The 24272-nt window shown below is 66.5% G+C and carries 18 protein-coding genes; 15 read left to right on the forward strand and 3 right to left on the reverse strand.

Translation table 11 applies throughout. The features are described from left to right. The first annotated feature begins 51 nt into the window (after positions 1 to 51). From AC5RWQ_RS18625 to AC5RWQ_RS18650, 6 genes are all read left to right on the forward strand, one after another. Positions 52 to 1671, forward strand: a complete 1620-nt coding sequence (locus AC5RWQ_RS18625; RefSeq protein ID WP_494283976.1) for a nuclease-related domain-containing DEAD/DEAH box helicase — start codon at positions 52 to 54, stop codon at positions 1669 to 1671. Further along, entirely contained in the window at positions 1668 to 4823 is a 3156-nt protein-coding gene (locus tag AC5RWQ_RS18630; RefSeq protein ID WP_494283977.1) for a helicase-related protein, read from the forward strand. The genes AC5RWQ_RS18625 and AC5RWQ_RS18630 overlap by 4 nt, the downstream gene beginning before the upstream one ends. Next, the gene (gene drmB, locus AC5RWQ_RS18635) at positions 4820 to 6637 is read left to right on the forward strand and encodes a DrmB family protein (RefSeq protein ID WP_494283978.1); all 1818 of its coding nucleotides are present in this window, start codon (positions 4820 to 4822) and stop codon (positions 6635 to 6637) included. Before AC5RWQ_RS18630 ends, drmB begins: the two co-directional genes overlap by 4 nt. Beyond that, on the forward strand, positions 6634 to 7752 hold the full coding sequence (locus AC5RWQ_RS18640) for an AAA family ATPase (RefSeq protein ID WP_494283979.1): 1119 nt from the start codon (positions 6634 to 6636) through the stop codon (positions 7750 to 7752). The genes drmB and AC5RWQ_RS18640 overlap by 4 nt, the downstream gene beginning before the upstream one ends. Before the next feature lie 371 nt (positions 7753 to 8123). Then, a complete protein-coding gene (locus tag AC5RWQ_RS18645; protein WP_494283980.1) occupies positions 8124 to 8534 on the forward strand; it encodes a very short patch repair endonuclease in 411 nt (136 codons plus the stop codon). 12 nt (positions 8535 to 8546) lie between these two features. Continuing rightward, positions 8547 to 9887, forward strand: a complete 1341-nt coding sequence (locus AC5RWQ_RS18650) for an ATP-binding protein (RefSeq protein WP_494283981.1) — start codon at positions 8547 to 8549, stop codon at positions 9885 to 9887. A gap of 3 nt (positions 9888 to 9890) precedes the next feature. Here AC5RWQ_RS18650 and AC5RWQ_RS18655 read toward each other — a convergent pair whose 3' ends face one another. Further along, the gene (locus AC5RWQ_RS18655) at positions 9891 to 11855 is read right to left on the reverse strand and encodes a DNA cytosine methyltransferase (RefSeq protein ID WP_494283982.1); all 1965 of its coding nucleotides are present in this window, start codon (positions 11853 to 11855) and stop codon (positions 9891 to 9893) included. 434 nt (positions 11856 to 12289) lie between these two features. Here AC5RWQ_RS18655 and AC5RWQ_RS18660 point away from each other — a divergent pair, with 434 nt between their 5' ends. The 5 genes from AC5RWQ_RS18660 (at position 12290) to AC5RWQ_RS18680 (ending at position 21237) form a co-directional block, all read left to right on the forward strand. After that, positions 12290 to 14299: an AIPR family protein gene (locus tag AC5RWQ_RS18660; protein WP_494283983.1), complete on the forward strand. Its 2010-nt coding sequence runs from the start codon at positions 12290 to 12292 to the stop codon at positions 14297 to 14299. 4 nt (positions 14300 to 14303) lie between these two features. Continuing rightward, complete coding sequence (locus AC5RWQ_RS18665; RefSeq protein WP_494283984.1) at positions 14304 to 15818, forward strand: ATP-binding protein; 1515 nt, start codon at positions 14304 to 14306, stop codon at positions 15816 to 15818. A 62-nt stretch (positions 15819 to 15880) separates the two neighbouring features. Beyond that, positions 15881 to 16801 (forward strand): PD-(D/E)XK motif protein, encoded by a 921-nt coding sequence (locus tag AC5RWQ_RS18670; protein ID WP_494283985.1) that lies wholly within the window; start codon positions 15881 to 15883, stop codon positions 16799 to 16801. After that, on the forward strand, positions 16798 to 19734 hold the full coding sequence (locus AC5RWQ_RS18675; protein ID WP_494283986.1) for a Z1 domain-containing protein: 2937 nt from the start codon (positions 16798 to 16800) through the stop codon (positions 19732 to 19734). The genes AC5RWQ_RS18670 and AC5RWQ_RS18675 overlap by 4 nt, the downstream gene beginning before the upstream one ends. Positions 19735 to 19947: 213 nt before the next feature. Further along, a complete protein-coding gene (locus AC5RWQ_RS18680; RefSeq protein WP_494283987.1) occupies positions 19948 to 21237 on the forward strand; it encodes an MrcB family domain-containing protein in 1290 nt (429 codons plus the stop codon). 76 nt (positions 21238 to 21313) lie between these two features. On the opposite strand, the gene AC5RWQ_RS18685 is transcribed toward AC5RWQ_RS18680, so the two are convergent. Beyond that, a complete protein-coding gene (locus AC5RWQ_RS18685; protein ID WP_494283988.1) occupies positions 21314 to 22084 on the reverse strand; it encodes a hypothetical protein in 771 nt (256 codons plus the stop codon). Between the two features lie 382 nt (positions 22085 to 22466). Continuing rightward, positions 22467 to 22721 carry a GntR family transcriptional regulator gene (locus AC5RWQ_RS18690; RefSeq protein WP_494283989.1) on the reverse strand — a complete coding sequence of 85 codons (255 nt, stop codon included), beginning with the start codon at positions 22719 to 22721 and terminating at the stop codon, positions 22467 to 22469. 345 nt (positions 22722 to 23066) lie between these two features. Here AC5RWQ_RS18690 and AC5RWQ_RS18695 point away from each other — a divergent pair, with 345 nt between their 5' ends. From AC5RWQ_RS18695 to AC5RWQ_RS18710, 4 genes are read left to right on the forward strand one after another with little or no spacing between them, the layout of a single operon-like run. Continuing rightward, complete coding sequence (locus tag AC5RWQ_RS18695; protein ID WP_494283990.1) at positions 23067 to 23321, forward strand: hypothetical protein; 255 nt, start codon at positions 23067 to 23069, stop codon at positions 23319 to 23321. Beyond that, on the forward strand, positions 23318 to 23581 hold the full coding sequence (locus AC5RWQ_RS18700; protein WP_494283991.1) for a DivIVA domain-containing protein: 264 nt from the start codon (positions 23318 to 23320) through the stop codon (positions 23579 to 23581). Before AC5RWQ_RS18695 ends, AC5RWQ_RS18700 begins: the two co-directional genes overlap by 4 nt. Next, the gene (locus tag AC5RWQ_RS18705; RefSeq protein WP_494283992.1) at positions 23578 to 23841 is read left to right on the forward strand and encodes a hypothetical protein; all 264 of its coding nucleotides are present in this window, start codon (positions 23578 to 23580) and stop codon (positions 23839 to 23841) included. Before AC5RWQ_RS18700 ends, AC5RWQ_RS18705 begins: the two co-directional genes overlap by 4 nt. A gap of 10 nt (positions 23842 to 23851) precedes the next feature. Next, complete coding sequence (locus tag AC5RWQ_RS18710; protein ID WP_494283993.1) at positions 23852 to 24244, forward strand: GIY-YIG nuclease family protein; 393 nt, start codon at positions 23852 to 23854, stop codon at positions 24242 to 24244. Positions 24245 to 24272: the final 28 nt, after the last annotated feature.

A 24272-nucleotide genomic window follows, 5' to 3' on the forward strand; every position in this document is an offset into this window, starting at 1 on the left:
CACCGCAGCCGGGGCTGCCCCGATGGGCCTCCGCAGGGCAGGATAGCTGCCATGCGGTTGATCCCCGACCAGGTGAGCCCCACGACGAAGAGTCCGGCGGAGAAGCGTCTGTTCGCGTTACTACGCGACGTCGATGACACGGACTGGTACTACGCGTTGCACAGCCTCAACCTCGCCGAGCACGTCTGGAAGCGGATGGGAGAGATCGACTTCCTCCTCGTAGGGCCCCGTGGGATCTATGTCATCGAGGTCAAGGGCGGTCGGGTCTCCTGCCGGAACGGGGTGTGGGAGTTCACCGATCGCGCAGGCAACATCCGCCGCAAGCGGGAGAGCCCTTTCGACCAGGCCCGCTCCGCAATGTTCTCGCTGGAGAAGTCACTCAGCCGTGCACTGCCGCCTGGTGCCCTGTCCCGGGTCACCTTCGGTTTCGGTGTCGCCCTGCCGGACTGCGACCTCGACGTCCAGACCGTTGAATGGGCACCCGAGATGGTGATCGACCGGCAGCATCTGGATCGTCAGGACGGAGCTCGCAGATCGTTGGGACGGTTCGCCACCTACTGGCGTGCCAAGCCCGGCGGACGGGACGTACGGCTCACCGAGGAGGACGCCGATGCGATTCTGAACGCACTGCGCCCGGACTTCGACACGGTGCCCACGCTGCGACACGTCGCCTCGGCTGCCGAGGTGGAGCTGGTGTCCCTGACGACGGCCCAGTACCGGGCGCTCGATGCCCATGCACGCAATCCCCGCATCGTCTTTGAGGGTGGGGCGGGCACAGGCAAGACGATGCTCGCCGCTGAGATCTGCCGTCGTAGGTCCGCCGAGGGCAAGTCGGTGCTGTTCACCTGCCACAGTGAGGTTCTGGCAGGTTTCGTGGCCGCCCAGCCGGGTCTCGACGGGGTGGATGTCATTCCCTTCGAACGGCTTCGACGCCAGGTGGGACAGCGGTACGACGTGGTGGTCGCCGACGAGGCGCAGGACCTCATCAACTTCGACGACCTAGGCATTCTTGACAGCGTCACCGAGAAGGGTCTTGAGAACGGTGGGTGGTTGCTATTCATGGATAGCAACAACCAGCGTGGCCTGGTCGGTTCCTACGACGAGAGTGCCACCGAGTTCCTCCTCTCGACGCGTCCTGCCTGGATCGCGCTCAACGACAACTGCCGGAACACACGGCAGATTGTGGCAAGGACGCAGGAACTCACCGGCGCCGATGTGGGTGTTTCCTCGGCCGGAACCGGTCCGGATGTCACCCTCACCTACGTGACCGATCCGGAGGAGGGCGCGAAGGCGGCTGCCCTGCATCTGAACGACCTCGAGGAGCAGGGCGTCAACCCTTCGGAGATCGTCCTGCTGTCTGCTGAACCGCTGCCGACATCCGTATTCGGGGCGTTGCCGATGAGGTGGCGCCGCCGCGTCCAGGTGCTTGACCTGCGGAGTATGCGTCGCGCGGCCCGAGGGCAGGTGGGCTTCGCCCGAACGGGGGAGTTCAAGGGCCTGGAGAGTCCCTTTATCCTGCTTGACCGTGTCCTGGGTTGCGGGCAGGACACGGATCGGCCCCATCTGTATGTAGGCATGACGCGTGCTCGCGTGGGTTTGTGGATCGTCGCCGACAGGAAGTTCCGCGAGACTGCCGCACAAGCGAACGACAGTGACGGGAACGGATCATGACGGGAACCGCCGGATCGAGCGATCGTGAGCTGATGTTCCGGTACGTCGAGCGGCAGCTGGTCGGACCATGGGACAGCGAGGACGAGCTACTTCGCGAACGGCCCCAGAGGCGCTACCTGACGGGGATGCTGTTCCCCAGAGAGGCGGACAGTGAGGCTGACCCGGGTCTTGCCGACGACATCGCAGACGACTCGCCGGCCCTCTGCGGGGACGATGCCGACGATGATCCGCTGGTCCTGGCGGGACAGCAACTGCCGAGCTCGGTGGGCCTGAGCTTCTTCCTGCCACAGGTCACAGCGGTCCGGGTCGAGGTCGAAGCTGCCCGCTATCTGAAGCAGGATGACGCCTGGCAGCGCACCCCTGTCACCCTCGCCGGTGCTGACGTGCCGGTTCTGAAGCCACCGGACACGGGCCTCGCCCGCGGCCGAGAGTGGATTCTCGATGGTGCCGCGTCGATCGATTCGGTGTGGCGGCCGACGTCCGACGGTGGAGCGCTCGTGACCGTCGCACTGGTGAACCGTCGGAAGACCAGCCCGGGAGGAAAGGTCGACCCGGCCGACTGTCTGTTCCAGGTCCGCGTGCGGTGCAAGCCTGTCGACGGTCTCCTCGGTCCCTACCCGAGTGCCCTGCGGCTCAACGGTGACGAGGAGGATGAGGAACTCAGCCTGCTCTATCGCAACGTGCCCACCTTCGCGATCGGTCATGGCGCGGCCGCCATCTGGCCGACCGGCACGGTGGGCTCCGTCGATCACGTCGAGACCACCTACCTGCCCCGGCACGTGGTGCCCGGCGTCGACTTCGAGCTGCCCGAGGCCGCGGCTCGGTCAGGTGTCGGGGATATCCTGAAGCTCTCCCGTCTGGCCCGCATCGACGAGGAACCCAAGACCGTTCTCGCTCAACTACATGCTTTCGTCGACAGCTACGACGAGTGGGCCGTGGGACTGGAACCGGTCGCCGCGCAGGTGCAGCCCTCGCTGGCGCGGGCCGCCCGCCGGCTGCTTGACCGCGTCACCACTGCGCGGCAGCGGATGCGACGCGGAGTCGAGCTGCTGGAGGAGGACGTCGACACCCGCGACGCCTTCGCCTTGGCGAACAGGGCCATGCTGCGGCAGATGATCCGTACCCGCACGCCCTTCGCCGAGCGGCGTGGATGGAACGATCCCGTGCCACCGGCGCCACCCGGATACGACGACCCGGACAAACGGTGGCGCCCGTTCCAGCTGGCCTTCCTGCTGCTGACCCTCGAATCGATCGCGGTCCCAGACTGCCCGGAGCGTGACACCGTCGACCTGATCTGGTTCCCGACGGGAGGCGGCAAGACCGAGGCCTACCTCGGCGCGATGGCCCTCGCAGTGTTCCACCGACGTCTGAAGCTCGGCGACGACGGCGCCGGTGTCACCGTGATGACCCGCTACACCCTGCGACTGCTCACCGCCCAGCAGTTCCAGCGGGCTGCGGCTCTGGCCTGCGCATGCGAGACGGTCCGCCTGGAGAACCCGGGGCGCCTGGGCAGCACACCGGTCTCGATCGGCATCTGGGTGGGTGGGGACAACAGCCCCAACAACTACGCGGCGGCCGTCCAGCTATTGGAGAGGCTCCGCAACCGGGAGCAGACCAAGGGCGGGTTCCAGCTCGAGCTCTGCCCCTGGTGCGGCACGGAACTGATGCCGTCGGGCGACGTGCCGGACGCCGCCTGGGGCGTGCACGCCGCCAACGACGCGTTCCGCTTCCTGTGCCCGAACGCCGGATGCGACTTCCACCCCGGACTGCCGGTATCTTCCGTCGACGAGGATCTGTACCTTAATCCTCCGACGATCCTGATCGGCACCGTCGACAAGTTCGCCCGGCTCGCCTGGGACCACCGCGCTGGCGTTTTCCTCGGCGCCGGCTCCACCCCCGGACCCTCCCTCATCATCCAGGACGAATTCCACCTCATCTCCGGTCCCCTGGGAACGATGGTCGGCCTGTACGAGGCCGCCTTCGACACTGCGATGCAGGAACACGGCTCCCGTCCCAAGGTCCTCGCCTCGACCGCGACCATCCGTCGCGCCGCTGAACAGTCCCGAGGCGTCTTCGGTCGGGATGTCGCGCTGTTCCCTCCCTCCGGTCTCGACGCGGACAATTCCTACTTCGTCCGTTTCAACCGTCAGCGGCCTGACCGGCTCTACTTAGGGGTCATGCCGCAGGGGCACACGCCGCTGACCGCCATGGTCCACGTCTCGGCCGCACTGCTCCAGGCGCCGGTCGAGCTGCCACTGGAGTCACCCTTCGACGATGGCTACTGGACCCTGCTCGCCTATCACAACAGCCTGCGCGAGCTGGGCAAGACGGTGACCCTCGCCCATGACGACATCCCGGCACGCCTCAGGGTCATCGCCTCGACCGAGGACGATGTCCGCACGCTGCCCGACGATCAGATCCTCGAACTGACCAGCAACATCTCCTCCATTGACATCCCTCGCAACCTTGAGCGCCTATCGGTACCCCGCGGCGGCAAGGGAGCCGTGTCGTTCGCCGCGAGCACGAACATGATCTCCGTGGGCGTCGACGTATCGCGCCTCGGCGTCATGCTCGTCGTGGGACAGCCGAAGACGACCGCCGAGTACGTGCAGGCGACCAGTCGCGTCGGTCGCGGCATCCCAGGCCTGGTCGTCACCCTCTACTCGCCGTCCAAGCCCCGTGACCGGTCGCACTACGAATCGTTCGTGCCCTATCACTCCTCCCTCTACCGATACGTCGAGCCGACCTCGGTCACACCGTTCTCCATCCCTGCGCGACAACGTGCCCTCCATGCGGCCCTCGTGGTCCTTGCCCGGCATGCCAGGGGATGGGCGGACAACCGCGAAGCGGCATCGTTCGACCCGGAGGACGTCGGGTGGACCGGGATCGTGGATGCGTTCCTGCGTCGGGTCGACAGCGCCGACACCGATGAACGGGGAGCCGTCGAGGCCCACATCCGCCGGCTCGAGGAGGAGTGGGTCGCTCTGCTGCGCAACGCCGAGCCCCAAGGGGGCTTGCGGTACGGGCCGACGGGCCGCGAGCACATCGGTCTGCTGCAGAGGTTCGGTCGGACCGGGCCGGGCTGGCCGACGCTGGACTCGATGCGGAGTATCGACGTGGAGGTTGGTATGAGGGTGCGGGGGGTCTCGTGACCGTCGAGCGCAAGGTCCGGCGGGCGCAGGTGATTACGCCTTCCGGGGTCGGTGCGATCGTCGACGCGGTGGGTGAATCCTTCGTCGCCGAGGACATCAGCCGCTGGCGGGGACGCCGTGAGGTTCTGAGGGCACCCCGCATCGCCGCCCGCTTCGGTGTCGAGGAGCTACGTACGCCTCCGGCGATGGATGCATCGGCCGGTGGGATCCCCTTCTACCGGTTCCCGGAGTGGTTGTTCTGCGGTCGCTGCCGCGTGATGGTCAAGTGGCATCCCACGAAGGAGAAGCCCCGGCAGCCGCCGCAATGTGACAGGTGCACCGGCCGCTCTCCGCAGCTCGTGCCCATGCGGTTCATCGCCGTCTGCGGTAACGGACACATGGAAGATGTGGACTGGCGACGTTGGGCGCACTGGGCTTCCCGTGCCCGTGAGCAGCGTCAGTGCGGCAGCACCGATCTTCGGTTCCGCCATGTACCCGGAGTCGGCGGCGGCCTGGAGTCGTTGGAGGTCCGGTGCGCGACCTGCGAAGCGGCGAGGGACCTCAGGGAGCTTCCGGGTCTGGACTCACTGGTGCGCATCGGCCAGCGTTGCTCGGGTCGCCAGCCCTGGCAGACCAGGACGGAGGCGCAGAAGTGCGACGAGAAACTGATGGTCCTCCAGCGCGGTGCCTCGAGCGTCTACTTCCCTGAGGTGGCCTCCGCGATCGACCTGCCGCCCGACTCGGATTGGTCGGTCTGGGGCGGACCCGAGGGACGCATCGAACACAACGAGAACTTCAAGCTCGTGCTGAGCAACCCGGAACATCCATGGCGTGAGGGCCTGATCGAGATGGCCGCCAACGAGGAGGATGTCTCCGTCGAAGATGTCCGACGGGCACTTGATCGCAGGCTCGGACAGTTTCACCCAGTGGTCGCATCGGCAGGCGGTATCGACGACCTCCCAAGGGAGGAGTGGGAGGCGCTCACCACGCCACCTGAGATCCACGATCACCGCGATCACTTTATCGCCCGGGTCGCTGAGTTCCCGGCGGCGGCGGGACACGGCGCGTTGGGACCTGTGGTCGACAGCCTGCTGCCCCTTATCCGCGACGTCGTGCTCGTCGACCGTCTCCGGGAGATCCGTGTACTGCAGGCGTTCCGTCGCCACACGATGAACAGGAGGGTCCCGGTCGACCTCGGCCGCAGCGCCGGCTTCCTGCCCGCCATCGAGATCTTCGGCGAAGGCGTGTTCATCCGCTTCGAGGAGCAGGCCGTAGCGGAATGGAGCGCTGACGACAGAGTCCGTCAGCGGTGCCAGCTGCTGGCCGCCCGCATCGCCCGCAGCTTCCGCGTCAGATGGCTGGATCAGGACCTGACGCCACGGCGGCTACTGCTGCACACCTTCGCGCACCTGCTCATGCGGCAGATGTCCTTCGAAGCAGGCTACTCATCATCGTCACTGCGTGAGCGCCTATACGTCGCGGAACCCACCGATGGGGCCCCTATGGCCGGTGTCCTCGTCTACACCGCCGCAGGTGATTCCGAAGGCACCCTCGGAGGGCTCGCACGTCTGGGCGAGGCCGACAGGCTCGCTCCGACCCTCGCATCAGCCCTGGCCACCGCGCAGTGGTGCTCCCTCGATCCGGTCTGCCGTGAGGCGAGTGCCCAAGGGCCGGACGGCCTGTCCCTCGCGGCGTGCCACGCCTGCACCCTGGCCTCGGAGACCAGCTGCGTGATGGGCAATGTACTACTGGACCGGATGCTGCTCATCGATGAGGAGTACGGCTTCTTCCGCGAGCCGCTCGCCGCACTGCTCAAGGTCAGGACAACAGCGTGACGTTCACCCTCCCCGACTTCGACAGGCTCTCCGCCGACCAGGACGACGTGCTCGCCCTGCCTCCCGGCGAGTCGGCGATCGTCGTCGGGGCGCCAGGCTCGGGCAAGACGATCATGGCGCTCTATCGGGCGAAGCTGCAGCACGACTGCGGCGAGCCCACGTTGCTGCTGATGTACAATCGTCTGCTTTCCTCATATACGAAAGCTGCGGTCACCGCTCTGGGCGTCGACAGCGTCGTGGAGACTTACCACAGGTGGTTCAGCCGCTTCTGGCGCCGCAACTACCGCTCGAGTCCGCCGACCATCGACAGGTGGACGTTCGACTGGGCGGAGTGCAAGAGGCGGATCATGGCTTCTCCGCTGCCCGTCGAGGAGAAGCCGCACATCATCATTGACGAGGGACAGGACCTTCCTCCGGATTTCTATCTCCTACTCAGAGTCGTCAGCCGCTCACTGCTGATTTTCGCGGACGAGAATCAGCGCATCACGGAGCACCAGTCGACAATTTCGGATATTCAGGTGAGAACTGGCATCCGGAAGTCGCTGACGCTCCGGCGCAACCAGCGGAACACGCATGCCATCGCCCGCTTCGCCGCCGAATTCAACGTCGGTGGTCCCAGCGGCCCCTTGGAGCTGCCGCCACCCGCCCCCGACGACAGACCTCCGATTCTCATGTCGTTTCCGCAGATGCACCAGCAGGTCGCCTACATCGCGGATTACGAAAGGGCGAATCCGGCCGAGACCATTGGAGTGCTGCTGCCCTTGGCGGACAGCGTCCGTCGGTTCTGCAACCGGCTCACGGGCAAGACCCGCAAGCCCGTGCAGCTGCATCTCAATGCCGGACTGATGAGACGGAGTGACAACACCGTTGATCTTGCCACTCCGGGTATCAAGCTGATCACATGGGCGGGCTGCAAAGGGCTCGAGTTCGACTCGGTGTTCCTGCCGGATCTCCAGACTGTCACCGGAGACCCGACGGGAGATGACCTGCGGATGCGGCTCTTCGTCGCCTCCACCCGTGCCCGCCGGATGCTCGCACTCACCTACGCCGGCGAGGGTGAGCCCACGTTGGTCAAGCATCTTCCGCTCGAGCTGCTCAGCGACCTGCGGCCCTGACCGGCGCTGGTGATGTGCCGCACAGGAGGCCTGTGCGCGAAGGTTGAGGCGCGGGGTGAGGCGTGCCGTCGCGGGGGCGGCCCCGACGGGTGGATGTGTCGATTTGCCTGCCGCACCTCGATCCGCTTTGCTTCGGGCGTGCACGCCTACACCGGCCGGTCCCTGCCGCCTTCCGATGCGACCGCGCCAAGGCCAGTCATACGCCGTGGCGGCTCGGGCGGCCGATCGCTGGACTGGTCTCGGGGCGCCACAGAGGCCGAGCTCTCCGTGGGCGTTTTACGAGACGTGACGTTGCTGTGGGGACAAACGCGCCGGGGCGGTCACCGGTGAGGCAGCGACCCTCGCCCCTCAACCCCGTGGTCTCGGCCCAGATGAGCCGGATGCCGCGGGAGCGCTCCAAGCCGGAGATGCTCGTACGCCGTGAGTTGCACCGGCGGGGTATGAGGTTCCGTGTCAACCACCGGGAACTCCCCGGCCGACCGGATATCGCCTTCACGAAGGTCAGGCTGGCCGTTTTCGTTGACGGCTGTTTCTGGCACATGTGCCCACAGCATTCCAGCCTGCCGAAGAACAACGCCGGATGGTGGCGGGAGAAACTTCTCCGCAACGTCGAACGGGACAGGGAGAAGGACGCCCAGTTGCATGCTCTGGGCTGGCGGGTCATCCATGCGTGGGAGCACGAGGATCCAATGGCCGTCGCCGACAGGGTGGAGCAGAGCTGGCGAGCCAGGCGGGGGGAGGGCGCCGCCGCGGAGGGCAGGGTTGGTGACGGTGACCGCTGATGTGGCACCCTGGTGGTCACCGAAGACGTGATGGAGGCGCATGTGGGTGGTAGGACGTGGTACGACGTGGCGCCGTCGGCGGCCCGGCTGACCGGGTCACTGCGCGACATCGGTTACGATTTCTCCACCGCCGTGGCCGACGTCGTCGATAACAGCGTTGCCGCCGGCGCCACCCGCGTCGAGATCGCGGTCGAGTACGACGGCGTGAATTCCCGGGTCGTCATCGCCGATGACGGCCGCGGAATGTCCCCGTCGGCTCTCCTGGAGGCGCTACGTTTCGGAACCCGACGCTCCTACGTACGCGGCGAGCTCGGACGCTACGGACTAGGGCTGAAGACCGCATCGCTGTCGCAGTGTCGCGTCCTGACCGTCGTTAGCCGCAGTTCCAAGCCTGCCGTACGCACCTGCGCCCGGTCCCTGGACCTCGACCTGATCGAGGAATGGGACCAGTGGGCGATCGTGGAGCCGTCCCCGAAGGATGCGATGGTGGCACGTGCCCGGCGATGGCTTGCCGAAGGCACGGGCACCGTGGTGCTCTGGCAGGCACTCGACCGGGTTCTGCCCGAGAAGCGACCTGAGGGCGGGTGGGCCCGCCGACGTCTGGAGACACTTGCGGCGCGGACGGCTGAACACCTCGCCATAGTCTTCCATCGATTCCTCGAGGGCTCAGCCGGCCTGCCCCAACTTGTCATCACCGTCAACGGTGAGAAGGTGCGCCCCTGGAACCCGTTCGCCCCTGACGAGGAGGCGACAGTCGAACTGGCCCCCCAGAGGTTCGAGGTCGAGGCGGCCGGTGTCACCGGCGACGTACGTCTGCGACGTTTCGTGCTGCCGTCCCGGGACCGCTTCAGCAACCCGACGGAATTTGAGCGGATGTCCGGACCGATGAACTGGAACCGCCAGCAGGGTATATACGTGTACCGTGCGCACCGGCTGGTGCAGTGGGGCGGGTGGAGCGGGATCCGTGGGATTGACGAACATACGAAACTCGCCCGCGCTGCGCTCGATTTCGACACCGATCTCGACGGGTCGTTCAACATCAATGTGGCGAAGATGCGGGTGACCCTGCCGCCGCAGCTCCGTCAGATGGTCGAAGCGCCGGTGAATGAACTGTGCATCCTCGCCGACGACGCCTACCGAAAGACCGCTCGATCCGTCAGCCGCTCGGTTCCGCCGGACGTCGGGGCCCACCCGGAGGTACGCGCGGCCGCCCAGGCCGCCTCCACCGCGGGACTTGCGCTGCGGATGGCCGCTATGCAGGCCGGCCAGTGGTCGGCGTGGGAGGCCATCGAGGCGCTGTTGCGCGAACAGTCACCCGAGGTGGTGCAGCTGCTCGGACTTGACGCCGGGTAAGCCTCAGAAAAGCTGCTCGGACTCGGTGCGGGCGCCCGCGCACTTCTTCATCAGCGGGCAGACGTGACAGGCGGGCTCCGCGGGACGACACAGGGTGTTCGCCAGTTCGATGAGGCCAAGGTGGGCGCGCCGTGCGTCGGAGTCGATACCGATCATGCGGGCCACCTCCAGTCGTCCGTCGGTGAGTCGGTTGCGGCGGTCCACCGGGTGGCCGCTGAAGCGGGCGGCGACACGCAGGACACCCTTGGTCACCAGGACCGGTTCCTCTGAGTCCTCGTCATTTGCGGGGACGGCCAGGATGGCGAGATCGGCCACCGATTCGTTGAGTCCGGGCACCTTGCGCAATGTGTCGTCGTCGCGCAGCACCTGCGGTGCGTCGGCCAGCGTTCGTGCCAGTTCGACGATGGTGCCCGCCCGGCTCGCCCGCGAGATGAAGCCACCGGTCCGACGCAGGTTGTCCTCCTCGGCCAGGGTGTCCTGTGGTTGCCGCCACGTCTGCAACAGCCGCCAGACCTGCTTCAACACGTCTGGGTGGGCGCGGTCCAGCAGGATCTCGGCCTGGATCACCTGCCAGCGCGTAGAGGCTCGCAGCCAGGGAATGCCGCTGACCTGACCCTCGTCGAACCAGCGAGCCAGCAGGTCCGCGACTTCACGGGTGTTCGTATGGGCGGGCCGGGCCGCCGTCAGGGAGCAGCGGACGGCCTTGGCCAAGTGCTCCCCGAGCAGCGGAGGCACGGCGTTGCCGATCTGTTTGAACGCCGCGGACGGGGGGCCGGCGAAGCGGAACGCGTCCGGGAACGTCTGAAGGCGTGCCGCCTCCCTTACCGTGATGGTCCGGTTCTGCCGCGGGTGGATGTACCAGTAACCGTCCTTGGCGATGTGGGCGGTGATCGTCCGGGACAGGTCGTTCTCATCCAGGCGCTTGTACTTGTCGTCGAAGATGTCGTCGCGGTACCGCTTCATCTCGTCCGGTAGGTCGGAGTAGCGGGTGGTCGCGTCCATCAGTTCGAATGCGCGCATGTCGTCCTCGCGCACGGGTCGTGTGATGTGGTCGAAGACCTTACCGGTGTCCTCGGCGGGTACGTCCCGGCGCATCCGCTTCTGGAACTCGCTGACCGGTCCCTCGTAGTCGGCCCAGCCGTGCGCCCCGCCTTCGGGCCGCCAGCCGCCATCGACCTCGGGGAGGTCCCCGATAGCGTTCCAGACACTGACGCGGTCAGACTGCTCCGCCGGCCATTCGAAGGAGACCCCGTCGCGAAGGGCCACCAGGATCAGCCGCTGCCGGAACTGGGGTACGCCGTAGCGGAAGGTGTCGACGACCTTCTCCTCGACCGCGTACCCGAGCGCCTCCAGCTCATGGACCATCGTGCGGAGAATGAACATCTCCTTGTCAAGGGCCATGTCCGGCACGTTCTCCATGATCACCGCAGCGGGAAGAGCCAGCTTGATGACCTCGAGGAACGACCTCCACAGGTCCCGGCGCTCGTCGTAGGGATCACGGAGACCGTGACGCACCTTGTGACGGATCATGGAGCGCCCGGCCTTGGAGAACGGTTGGCAGGGCGGACCTCCGGCGAGCAGTTCGATTCCTGTCGCCTTGATCAGTTCGGCCACATGTCGGATGCGCTCGGGATCGCCGAGGTCCCAGTCGACACTCAGCCCGGGGTGGTGGTGCCGGTGCGTCTCGACCGCCTCCGGGTAGTGGTCCACCGCCAGGACGACCTGGTAGCCGGCCTCCTCCAGTCCAAGACTGAGGCCTCCGGCCCCACTGAACAGGTCAGCGGCCAGGCGTTCGCCGCGGCCGCTGGCCAGGTTGGTGTAGCGCAGCAGACCCTCATCGTCGTTGCAGGCCTGGGGGTGTGGCGGCAGCTGCACGAACGGGCCCCGAACCAGTCTGACGCCGTAGGCGCCGCGCCGGGCCGACGGGTCGCGAGGGGGGCGGTTCGTGTCGTCAGCGGCGTCGGTCACGTGGGCACGTTACCGCCTGCGCGCCGGTTGATGGTCCGGAGGTCGGCTGTGGTCCTTTCGGACAATTTCCGGTCACCGCACACAGGGGCGCGGTGTCGGAGAATAGCGGGAACCCGTCCGATCGACGTGTTGACAGATGCCTTGCCGGTCATTCCGCATGGGGGGAGAGGTGTGTGGTGGGGCGCCCGCGTGTTCTGCCCGGCCCTGTCCCCTCTGAGGTCAGCCTGATGGGGCCGGCGGATGTCGATCTTCGGTCGGTTGTTGAAGGCAGTTCACGTATGTTGAAATGAGCTTCGGTGCGCCCGGCTGTCCTACCTGGTCGGAGCCTTGATCCGCGTGCCGTCGTCCGGAGAGGTCCATGCTCACCGTCACACCGTGTAAGACCGCCCCGCCCCGGGTGTCCGGCGCTCTGCGACAGGATGCGGGTGCGGCTGATGCGTGAGTCGGACGTCGATTTCTACGCCTATTCGCTGATGGAAGAGGTGCGGACATACGCTGAGATAGATGACTGCGATCAGCAGGAGGCGTTCGCGGGGCTGGTGCTCGAGCAGCTCTGCGGCGACGGTCTGACCGAGGACGCGACCGTGGTCCGTTACAAGGACCACGGTGTCGAGGTGAGCGGATTCGGCCTGTCCTCCGACGACCGGTGTCTCGATCTCTTCCTTGCCGCCTACAGTCCGCGGGCAGACGAGGCATACAAGATCAACAAGGCCGACGTTGACGCGGCGTTCCGCCGGATCGAGAACTTCCTCTCCCGCTGCCTCGCCGGAACCCTGCCGGCCGGATCGCCGTCCGATCTCGCGGGGATGGTCGCGACCGTCCGGGAGAAGTTCGCCGTTGTGGACAAGGTCCGCTTCATCCTCCTGACCAACGCCCGCAGTGTCGTCCGTGATTCGCCCTCCCCGGTCACCTGCCAGGGACGCCAGGTCGTCAGGGACGTGTGGGACCTGCGCCGGCTCGCCAACTGGAACACCTCCGGCAACCGCGCCGAGCCCATCGTCGCGGAATTCCCCGACGGGCTTCCGTGCCTGGGCACCCCGCACACCAGCGAGGACTACTCGGTGTTCCTGGCCATCGTGTCCGGCGACGATCTCGCCGATCTGTACTCACGACACGGTGCCAGGCTGCTCGAACTCAATGTGCGCTCCTTCCTGCAGGTCAAGGGCGCGGTCAACACCGGCATCCAGAGGACTCTGCGTGAGCATCCGCAGAGGTTCCTCGCCTACAACAACGGCATCGCCGCGACCGCCTCCGCCGTCGACTTCGACACCGATGTCAGTGGCCAGCGTGTCATCCGTCGGATCCACGACCTCCAGATCGTCAACGGCGGTCAGACCACCGCCTCAATCCACCACGCCCGCCGCACCACGGACGTCAGCTCAGTCCTCGTCCAGATGAAGCTCACCGTCGTCTCCCCGGAGCGCCTGGACGAGATCGTCCCGAAGATCTCCGCCTACTCGAACACGCAGAACAGGGTCACCGCCTCCGACCTGAAGGCCAACGCGGGCTTCCACGTTGACGTCGAACGGATCATGAGAACGCTGTGGGCCCCTCCGGGGCCCGCGCACGACAGCGATACCCACTGGTTCTACGAACGCGCGCGCGGCCAGTACGCCAACGCGGTGGCGGCCGAGTCGACACGGTCCCGTCAGAAGGTCTTCAAGACCATGAACCCGTCCGACCAGAAGTTCATCAAATCCGAGCTCGCCAAGTTCGAGGTCTCCTGGTCGATGCGGCCCCACCAGGTCAGCCTAGGGGCCGAGAAGAACTTCACGCTCTTCTCCGAGTGGCTCGAGCAGCGCCCCGTCACCGTCGACAAGAACTACTGCCGCCACCTGGTGGCCAAGGCAATCCTGTTCCGTCGTACCGACAAGCTCGTCGCCCGGCAGAACTTCGGCGGCTACAAGGCGAACATCGTGACGTACACCGTGGCGAAACTGGTGCACGCCACCGGTGGCCGTCTGGACCTCGATCGGATCTGGCGGACCCAGGACCTCTCAGCGGCCACCAAGGACGCCATCACCGAGCTGTCGAACCTCGTCCAGAAGGTCATCACCTCGCCGCCGAGCGGGCGCACGCACGTGGGCGAGTGGGCGAAGAAGGAGGAATGCTGGGAAGCGGTCCGCGAGATCGACTGGGTGGTCCCCTCACCGCTGGAAGCCGAGCTGGTCGAGATCGACGCCTATGCCGTCGACATGAAGGCACTGCACGGGTCCACGCCCAGCGACTGGCACGACCTCGCCGCGTGGGGCGCCGCCACCGGCGCCTTCGACGCCTCCCAGCGGGCCACGGTCCGCGAGATCGCCCAAGCACTCACGGAGGGCTACACCCCGGCAGGTAAACAGCTGCGGGCCGGCTCGGTGCTGATGGAACTCGCCCGGGAGCGGGGGTTCCTGCCCACGGCCATGAACCAGCAGCGCACCGGCCACCAGTCGAAGGGGTGAACAGATGACCGACTGGCGGCAGAACGTGCCCACCGACGGATCGGTACAGCTGCGGCCGGATCCCCACGCCCTCGACGCCCTCGGCCGTAACCACTCCCTCGAGACCGCCCTGGCCGACCTCGTCGACAACTCCGTGGACGCCGGCGCACACAACGTCCTCATCCGGTTCATCCAGCGTGCCGGTCAGCTCCTCGGGCTCTACGTCGTCGACGATGGCAGGGGGATCCCACCTGGATCCATCGACACCGCGATGACTCTCGGAGGCCGACGTGAGTATGGGGCGACCGACCTCGGGCGGTTCGGAATCGGACTCAAGGCGGCTTCGTTCAGCCAGGCCGCGAGCCTCACCGTGCTGACACGGGCCGCCGGGTACTCCGCCATCGGCCGTCGGTGGCTGCAGGAGGAGAATCGCGAGGACTTCCGCTGCGACGTCGTGCAAGAGAGTTTCGCGGATGCCGAGCTCGACCGCCCCTGGCCCTTCAGCACGGCCGTGTCGGGCACCGTCGTCAGATGGGACCGGGTCGGCGGCTTCCCCGCGTCCGCCGACACGGAGCAGGTCGGCATCTTTCTCACGCGCACCATCAATCACCTGCGCGGGCACCTCGGCCTCATGTTCCATCGCATCCTCGCGGGTGGAGGGCTGCGGATCAGTATCGACGTCGAGGAGGTCGGCGTCGGCGTCGGCGTCCCCACCCATGTGGCCGCCATCGATCCCTTCGGTTACCCGAACGCCCCCCAGGGTTGGCCCAGGCTCCTCACCACTGACATCGACGGCATTCGGCTCGCCATCCACTGCCACATCTGGCCGCGGAAGTCCAACTCTGTGGAGTACCGCCTGCCCGGCGGAGCCGAACAGAGGCAGGGCCTGTACTTCTACCGGCGTGACCGTCTCCTGCACGCCGGCGGCTGGGAGGGCATCCACGCCCCGGACAAGAAGCTCCAGCTGGCGCGGGCGTGGATCGACATCGACGGTGACGTGGCGGGCCTTTTCACGATGAACCCAGAGAAGTCACGGGTCAGCGCCGGGCCCGCCTTCGCCCGCGCGGTCAACGCCGCACGGGCCTCCGACGGCACGACGATCGCCGACTACCTCAGGGCGGCCGAGACCACCTGGGGGTTCAGCAACCAACGCAACACCGCCAGACGTCACCCGGTCGTCCCGCCCGGTCGGGGCATCAACCCCCGAGTCTGCCGCGAGATCGCCGACGAACTCCCACAACTGAACACCGAACCGCTCAACCTCATCTGGACCAAGTTCGACAACGACGACTTCTTCGAGGTGGACCGCGCCACCATGACAGTCCGTCTGAACAGCAGGTACAGGGCCGCGATCCTCGGGGGCCGCCGAGGTGGCCTCAACGACGCCCCGATGATCAAAACCCTCCTGTTCCTGCTGATGGAAAACGTCTTCCAGGGCGCGCACCTAGGCGCGAGGGACAAGGACAACATCGACCTCTGGCAGGAGATTCTCACCACGGCGGCCCGCGCCGAACTGACGTCGTACCGCGTGCCCTTATGAGTCCCACCGGGCGGCACCTCACGGGCGACAGCTTCGCCGGCTACCTTGCGACCGGAATCCCCATGGAACACCCGATCGAGGGCACGCCGCGGATCATCCTGTTCACCGACCCGGCGAACGGCCGCATCGGCCTACGCGGCCAGGCCCGACGCAACGAGACACCCGCACCCACCGGTCTCGAGCACCTGACCACGCGGATCGTCCATCGGGACGCCAGCCGGCTCATCGAGATCACCGTCCAGAACCCGCGCCTGTTCGCCGACGGCTACCCCGTGCTGTGCGGCGTGGCCGACCGCGCCCAGCTCGACGGCATGCCGCTCAGCGCCGCACTCGCTGAGACCCTGCGCAGACTCGGCCATCTCATCAGAGCAGAGGACTCCCTGACCCGTGAGGTCGAGACTGGGCTGCTCGGCGAACTGGGCCTGGTAGCCGGACTGTCCGACGTCATGTCACCCGAGTCGGCGCTACAGACGTGGCGCACCGGCATGGAGGAGCACGACTTCGGGCTCACGGATCTCGATGTGGAGGTGAAGACCACCACGTCGGAGAACAGGGCCCACCGGATCTCCTCCGTTAAGCAGCTACAGCCCACCGGTAGGCGACCGCTCTGGCTGGTTTCCCTGCAGGTCACCGCCGCTGGATCGGGGGGACGTACAGTGGCCGACCTGATCGCAGCGGTACGGGCCAGAATCCCGGACGGGTCGCTGCGCGACGACTTCGACAGCCGTGCGCACCAGGCAGGTTGGCGTCACCGCTACGCCGACAGCCCTCTGCAGCGGTGGCGCCTGCGCACCGACCCCGCGGCCTTCGCCGTCACGCCGGCCTTCCCGCGGCTGACCACTGACCTGCTGGCAACCGCCGGGATCGACCTGCGGCACATCACCGACATCAGCTACAGGCTCAACCTCACAGGCCTGCACGTCGGCCCCGCGCCCGATCCCCTCCACGGAGCCCTCAACGCCGTACGACAGGAGCTGCAATGAGCGACACCGTCACCATCGCCTACGGCGCTGCTCTGGACGCGCTGCAGAAGACCGGTCCGAGAAGCCTCCACCCGCTTGCAGCGATGCTCGCCGGTGACACGGAACTCGCCGATGGTGCCGCCCTGCTCGCCCATCTGCGCTCCGCAGGGCCCGAGGATGCGCTTCGTAAACAGTTCGCACACGCCCTCGCCGGGTGGGACCACAGCGACTCCGAGGCGCCTTGGGCGGCAGGCACGCTGCGCAATACCGCTGACAGGCGCTCCGCCATCGTGAAGGCACTACAGCTGGATCCCAGCACGCAGCGTCTCGTTGCCGACATGTTTCCCTACGCCTCGGCGCCCATTGTCATCGCCGACGAGTGGATGGAATGGCGCACTCCTCAACGCCGCAGCGAGCGGGACTTCTACTGGTCCCACTACCGCAACCACCTTATTGACAAGGGCTGGGACGCCGGGGCGGTCGCAGGACTGGACAACGCTACCGAGGAGGTGGTCCGACGGCTGTCCGATCCGACACGACCCATGGCCTACCAGGCCAAGGGTCTCGTCGTCGGGTATGTCCAGAGCGGCAAGACCGCCAACTTCACCGGCGTCATCGCCAAGGCCGTCGATGCGGGCTATCGCCTGGTCATCGTCCTCACCGGCACGACCAACATGCTGCGCGCGCAGACCCAGCGACGGCTCGACATGGAACTGGTCGGACACGAGAACCTTGAACTCGAGATCTCCCCCCACGACGACAACGGTCATGACTACGACAATGACCCGGAGTGGGACCGTGACGGCTTCATCCGCCACGGCGGGCGCCCGTCCGACGCCGGTTACCCTGACATCCGTCGACTGAGCACGCACCGCTGGGACTACCGCCGGCTGCGTCAGGGATTCTCCGCGCTCGAGTTCCTCCGCCGCGAACGCAACCGGCCGCTGTTCGAACCCGTCAACCTCTATACCACCGACGCCCGCCTCGTGGTCGCCAAGAAGAACAAGGATGTCCTTGCAGACCTTGTCGCCGACCTCGGTCGTATCAGCGAACGTCTGGGCGAGGTACCTGTTCTGATCATCGACGACGAGTCCGACCAGGCATCGGTCAACACGACCAGCCCGAAGAAGTGGAAGGACGACAGTCGGGAACGCACGGAGATCAATCGGCTCATCGGTCAGCTGCTCACCATGATGCCGCGTGCACAGTACGTAGGATATACGGCGACGCCATACGCAAACGTCTTCATTGATCCGTCCGATGTTGAGGACATCTTCCCGCGCGACTTCCTCGTCTCACTGCCCCGTCCGGCCGGCTACATGGGTGCCGAGGACTTCCATGACTTCGACACGCACATCCCCTTGGAGGAGCGGTCGTTCCAGGAGTCGCAGGAGCGGCGTCACGTCCGTTTTCTTCATGAGGAGGCACAGGACAGTGACCTACGGACCGCGCTGGACATGTACGTCCTGACCGGTGCGGTGAAGAAGCACCGGCAGCGCCTGGGACAGGCCTCGTACCACCACCACACCATGCTCGTGCACGAGGCCATGGACAGGGCCTCCCACAGGGACGCGGCACAGGTCATCAAATCGCTCTGGAATGGTGGCCAGTACCACACTCCCGTGGGTGCCGCCCGGCTCCGCGAGCTGTACGAGAGCGACGTACTGCCGGTCAGCAGGGCGATGGAGCCCCACCTGTCGATACCCGCCGACTTCCGTGATCTGCTACCTGATCTCGGCGCGGCCCTAGCCGAGATCAGCCCGCCGGACCGTGACGCCCTGCCCGTCATCGTGGTCAACAGTGACAAGGACCTGGAGAAGCAACAGGAGAGCCTCGACTTCGACCAGCGTTCCATCTGGCGCATCCTCGTCGGGGGTAACAAACTCGCTCGGGGCTTCACCGTCGAAGGTCTGACGGTTACCTACTACCGTCGCGCGACGAGACAGGTCGACACCCTCATGCAGATGGGCCGGTGGTTCGGATTCCGGCCCCGGTACCGCGACCTCGTCCGCATCTACACCACGCGAGAACTGCACGACATGTTCGCCGCCGCATGCAAGGACGAGGAGTTCCTGCGTGCGGAACTGCGGCGATACTCGCAGCCCGTCGAGGGCGGACGCCAGATGACACCGCGGCAGGTGCCGCCTCTCATCGCGCAGCACCGCCCCGACCTACGGCCGACCGGGCGTAACAAGATGTGGAACGCGAAGCTGGTCGAGAAGAGTTCACCCGGCGAGCCCATGGAACCCGTCGCCTACCCCAACCCTGCGACCAGGAAGGGAGCGGAGCAGACACGTCACAACGCCAAGGCATGGCTGCCGATCCTCGCCGCGGCCCGGTCGGCCGTCGACTTCAAGAGTGTCCGTGTCACGAAGATCGACGACAAGCCGGTCACCCTCGAAACCGGCACCTTCTACTCGGCTCGCATCGCCGTGGTGACCCAGCGGGACGTCGTCCAGGTCCTCCGAGCCCTTGAATGGGGTACCCGGGATACGTTCCAACCCGAGCTGGCATGGCTACGCAGCCTGACACCGCAGCAGCTCTCCCGCTGGGTTGTCATCTTCCCCTACCAGACCTCGGTCGCCAGCCGACGGACGGTGATGGGTGAGGGGCCGTTCAGTATCTTCCAGCGTGGCCGCACGGGGACCGGAGGCTCGCTCAGGGCGGTCAGTGAGTCCCGCCACCGCAATGCGGCGAACCGGATCGCCGGCCTGCCGACACCTGTTGTCGACAGTGAAGCCGACCGACTGCACGCACCCGGTACCGGGGCTCTGATCGTCTATCCATCCGTCGAGAGCACCGTCCCGGATGGCGCCGCCGCCGACGAAAGCCAGATCACCTTCGCTTTTCATCTGGTCACACCGATGAGCACCATGCCTCTGAACGGAAGGCTGATCAAATGGCAGACGCGTGACACCCTGAACCGGACCGCCGTCGTCGTTGACGCCGAGTAGATCGGCCTGTCATTAGCCGACACGAGGAGCACTGCTGGTTGCCAGATATGGCAGCGGCCGCGGAGCCTCCGGCCACGATCACATGAAGTACCGAATTCGGGCGGGGTGGTCGCCCCGAATACTGAATCGCCGGCCGTACCCGAACAGGGACTTGGACCTTCAGTCAGGTGACGCTGACGTGGTCGGAGCCTAGTCATTGGCGGGGCAGGAAAGATGACGGAGGATGACGTGGTACGCCAGCTTCCGCCCTTGGGCTTCGCACCCGAGCAGCGTCGACCCGTCACAGTTCGGGGACAGTCGGGGGAGCAGGGCGAGATCCAGCTAGCATTGCAGACCGTCCTCGATCTCGCACCCTTCTATTCCAGGGACTCAACGCCTGCGATGCAGGATCGGGACCATGCGACAAAGGCTCTCGCCGACGGCTTGCGGGCGGCGACTCTGACCATGGCCACTGCACAGGGCCTCGAGGAGTTGGACCTGCGGGTACAGACCGGCGGTCGCCAGTCGAGCTACAGCCCTGTGCCATGGGTCCGCCTGTACTCGAAACTCCATGCCCCGAGTGCCATGGAGGGCTTCTACCTGGCGTACCTCTTCGCCGCCGACGGTTCCAGGGTCTATCTATCACTGATGCAAGGCACCAGCGAGTTCCGCTCCGGCGCCATGCGACCGGTCAACGACCGCACAGTGATCCTGTCACGAGCGGCGGAGGCACGCCGCCGACTGGAGGACTACGGCGATGTCTTGCCGAAACAAGGTGGCGTGTTGTTCCTCAACCTCGCGTGGGCGTCACTGAAGTCCGTAGGGAAGGAGAGCAGGGCGCGGATTCGCAACTACGAAGACGGAAACATCGCCGCGCGCCTGTACGAGTCCGAGCGGATACCACCGGATGGACAGCTACTCGACGACCTCGCCGAGATGATGCCGCTGCTCGCCCGCCTGTACGGAACTGCTGCGGAGCGGGTCGACGCCGAGGCGGAGCCCCGGCAAGGGGACAGGCCCGCTATCGATGCAGCCGACATAGCCCGGCAGGCGATCGGGCGGGCCCAGGGACGTCAGTTGGATCCGGCAGCCCGCAGAGCCATAGAGCTGCATGCCGAGGACCTAGCCGAGAACTACCTCAAAGATCGTGGATGGAGCGTCAAGCGGGTCGGATCCTTCAACCGCGGCTACGACCTGGACTGCCGACACCCCGACGGTCGAACCCTGCACGTCGAGGTCAAAGGCACCCAGTCCCTCGGAGAAGAGGTTGTGCTCACCCCCAACGAGGTCCGCCACAACCAGCTCGCCGACGGCTGTGACGCCGAACATGCCCTCTACATCGCAGCAGGTATCCAGTTCTTGCATAGCAACGGTGTTCACGCCTACGGCGGGACGGGGCGGTGCATCTGGCCGTGGACCATCGAGGCCGACGCGTTGACAGTTGCTGGGTACGCCTACCGCCCGCCGTCTGCCGTGGCAGTGGGAGACATGGGCGCGGAGGAGACAGGTACGGGGGGCACCTGATCCGAGGTATCGGACCTCGACTATGCCGGTCTGGCGGACAGGCCATTCGGAAGACATCCAGCTCGAGCGGGTCACGTCAATTCTCGCCTGTCAATGCGTGGTCCAGCATTTGCTGACGTAATTTCGGGAGCCGGGTCCGCTGCCCGAAGGGCAGGCGCTCGCCATGCGGGTCGAGCAGATCGAGCAGGTCAACGAGCTTGTCCTGGAGCTGGACCAACCGTTGGTTGCCGTCGTAGCCCTCTGACTCGACCGTGTCCACCTCGGCGCGGAGCCGGTCGAACCAAGCAGCGAACGAAGGATCCTGGTCGAGACGATGACAGAAAGCCGCGTATCCCAGCACCTCGTGCACGGTGCCTCCGGACGAATCCGTTCCGGTCAGCACGAGTTCCCCGATGGCGCGCTGCTGTCCACGGAAGAGTCGGAAGGGACCGGACGCACTCTCGGTGGCAAGGATGTGGGACGTCTGCCCGACGATGCGGAACAGCCCCTTGGTGAGTTCGATCGCACCGACGTCCAGGAAGCGTTGATCTCGTCGGATGATCTCGAGCCAACCGAGGTACTCCGCCTGCACGTACACCGTGTTGTCGCGGACATAGCGTTCGTCCGGCGCATCGCCGCACCGCAGGTACCTCTGCAGGAAGCCTCGGCTGATGCCGTTGAAGAGCCGTGATTGGAGCGATTGGGCAGACCAGAGCAGCGGTTCCCGGTAGCGCCGGAACAACTCCTCCGCGAGCTCAGCCTTCGTCCGCTCGTGGGCCTGTTCCTGCAGGCGATGTGTAGCGAGGGTCGTCCGGTAGGCACTGAGGGCAGTGACCAGCACGCTGGTGAGCGAGACAACAGCCGACATGACTGCGATAACTATCTCTGGCCGCATCCCCACAGCTTGCCGGATCAAGACGGCGTTGTGGTACAAGCTCGGCGTCGGGCAACCGACATCGCCGGCTGCAACCGGCGCGAGGTCCGCTGGCGAGAGTGCGAGAGCCGGAGGTATGACCAAGTTCTGGTCCTGGCCCGCAAACTGCGCCCCACATCCTGGATCTGGCCCGGCGCCTGGTTCCCGAGCGACCCGGTGAACTCGACTTTCCCGCCTGGCTGGTCGGGCGGCGGTGGTGCGGTGCCGGAATTCCTCACTGCGCGTACTGCGTGAGGCCTGCCCTCGCGATGTGGATTGGGCGGCAGCCGTTCGAGGTAGCTGACAGCAGCAGCCATAAGCTTGGAGGCCCGCTCGCTCAGCCTTCTGACTGTCTGGCGGCTCGGTCGGCGACGAAAACGCCTAACCCCTGGTGGCCGTACAACTCTCCGGTCTCAATGAGGATGGTCACGGCCTGGCGAACAGTCGATTGGCTGCCCACCTCATACATCTCGGCTAGCGCCTTAGTGGACGGCAGTTTGTGGCCGGGAGGCCACTCGCCGGAGGCAATGCGCTCCCTGATGTCGGCGATGATCCGCCGGTAGTGCGGCTCGAACTTCCGTGGTGCGGGCATGCGAAGTACTCCCAGCTAGGCCCACACATCTGATCACGGCAGCCAGGAGAACTTCAAGGGCAACGTTGACTTTACCAGCAATGCCGGTAGGGTGCGAAGGCGAGGAAAGGCCCCAGCTAGGCACTGAGGTCCCTGCCTTCGTCGGAGCAGCAGCAATCGCCGGTGCAGATACCCGACCCCGGTCCGTCGCGCTGCTCCGACGCCAAACACGTCACTCGGCCGCCTGCGGGCGACCGAGCAGCAAGCGGGCCCGGGGTGGGTGCTGGGCTCCGGTCGGTACGAACGCGCGGTTGTACCGGCCGACCCCGCCCGCCTCGGCGCCGCAACAACCGTTCAAGGAGGGCCATGGACTCGATTGACGAGATCCTCGGCGAACTACCCCTACCGCCCTACATCACGGCCGAAGACATCGGCTTCGCGGTCAAGGCGGTCACCGTGCACGCCGCCGAGCAGTGGCCCGACGGCCCGCGCTGCCGCAACGACCGCGCACCACATCCCTGCCGGCTACACCGCTGGGGCTGCCGGGTCCTCGACCAACGCGGCCTCACCGACCGGCAGATCCGCGCGCTGATCGCCGAGCAGGAGGCGCCACAGCGATGATCTACGTGACCGGGGAACGTCTGCACCCGCACCACGCCCGCATCGCCTCCTTCGACACCCGCTGGCGCGGCCTCGACCCCGCCCAAGTGCACGACTACCTAAACCGCATGGCCGACGAACTCGAGCGTCTCCACCGCGAGCTGACCACGGCAAACACCGAGGCCGAACGCATCCGCCAGGCGCTGCGGCAGTGGCAGTCCCGGCACACCGGCTGCCGCCACACAGATCCAGGTTCACCGAACAGCCGGTGGCAGCGATGACCTCACCCCGCTGGATCATCCACCTCCCCACCACCCTGACCAGCCTCGACGGGGCTGTCACCCTGGCCGTGGCCCTACGCGACTCGCTCGGCCACGTCACCGCCATTGACTTCGGCGAGACCACCCTCAGCGAGGAGGATCGTCAGTTCCTGCGTACCCGAATCTGGTGTGACGCCAAGCTCGACGGGGCCGGCCGCTGCCGACGCCGCAACGACCACGACGGCCCGTGCGGGGCCACGGATGAGGGCCCACGCCGGTAGCGTCCCGGGGATGCCCGACACCGCGCACGACGACCTGCTGGCCGGCTTCACGGCTCCCCAGCCGTACACCATGGAAGCCGCCGCCGGTGCTCCCCGCGGCGCCGGCGTGCACGTGGTCCTCGACGGCGGCGTGGTCATCTACGTCGGCCGGACCAGGCGGGGTCTGCGGGATCGCCTCCGGCAGCACCTGACCGGCAACCGCGGCTCGTCGGTGCTGCACGACCAGGTCGGACAGCTCCTCGACAAGCAGGGCCCGGTGTCGACAGCGCAGAACATCGCGGGCTGGCTGGGTCGCTGCGAGGTCCGCTGGCAGGAGACCGACAACCCGGAGGGTACGAAGGACGCCCTGGTCCTGGCCCTGAAGCCGCGCTTCAACCGGCAGGTGCCGAGGCCACGCTGCTGAAGCATGCGGCGGTGCCCCGAACCGCAGC

It is taken from the genome of Micromonospora sp. BS32 (genome assembly GCF_059089345.1).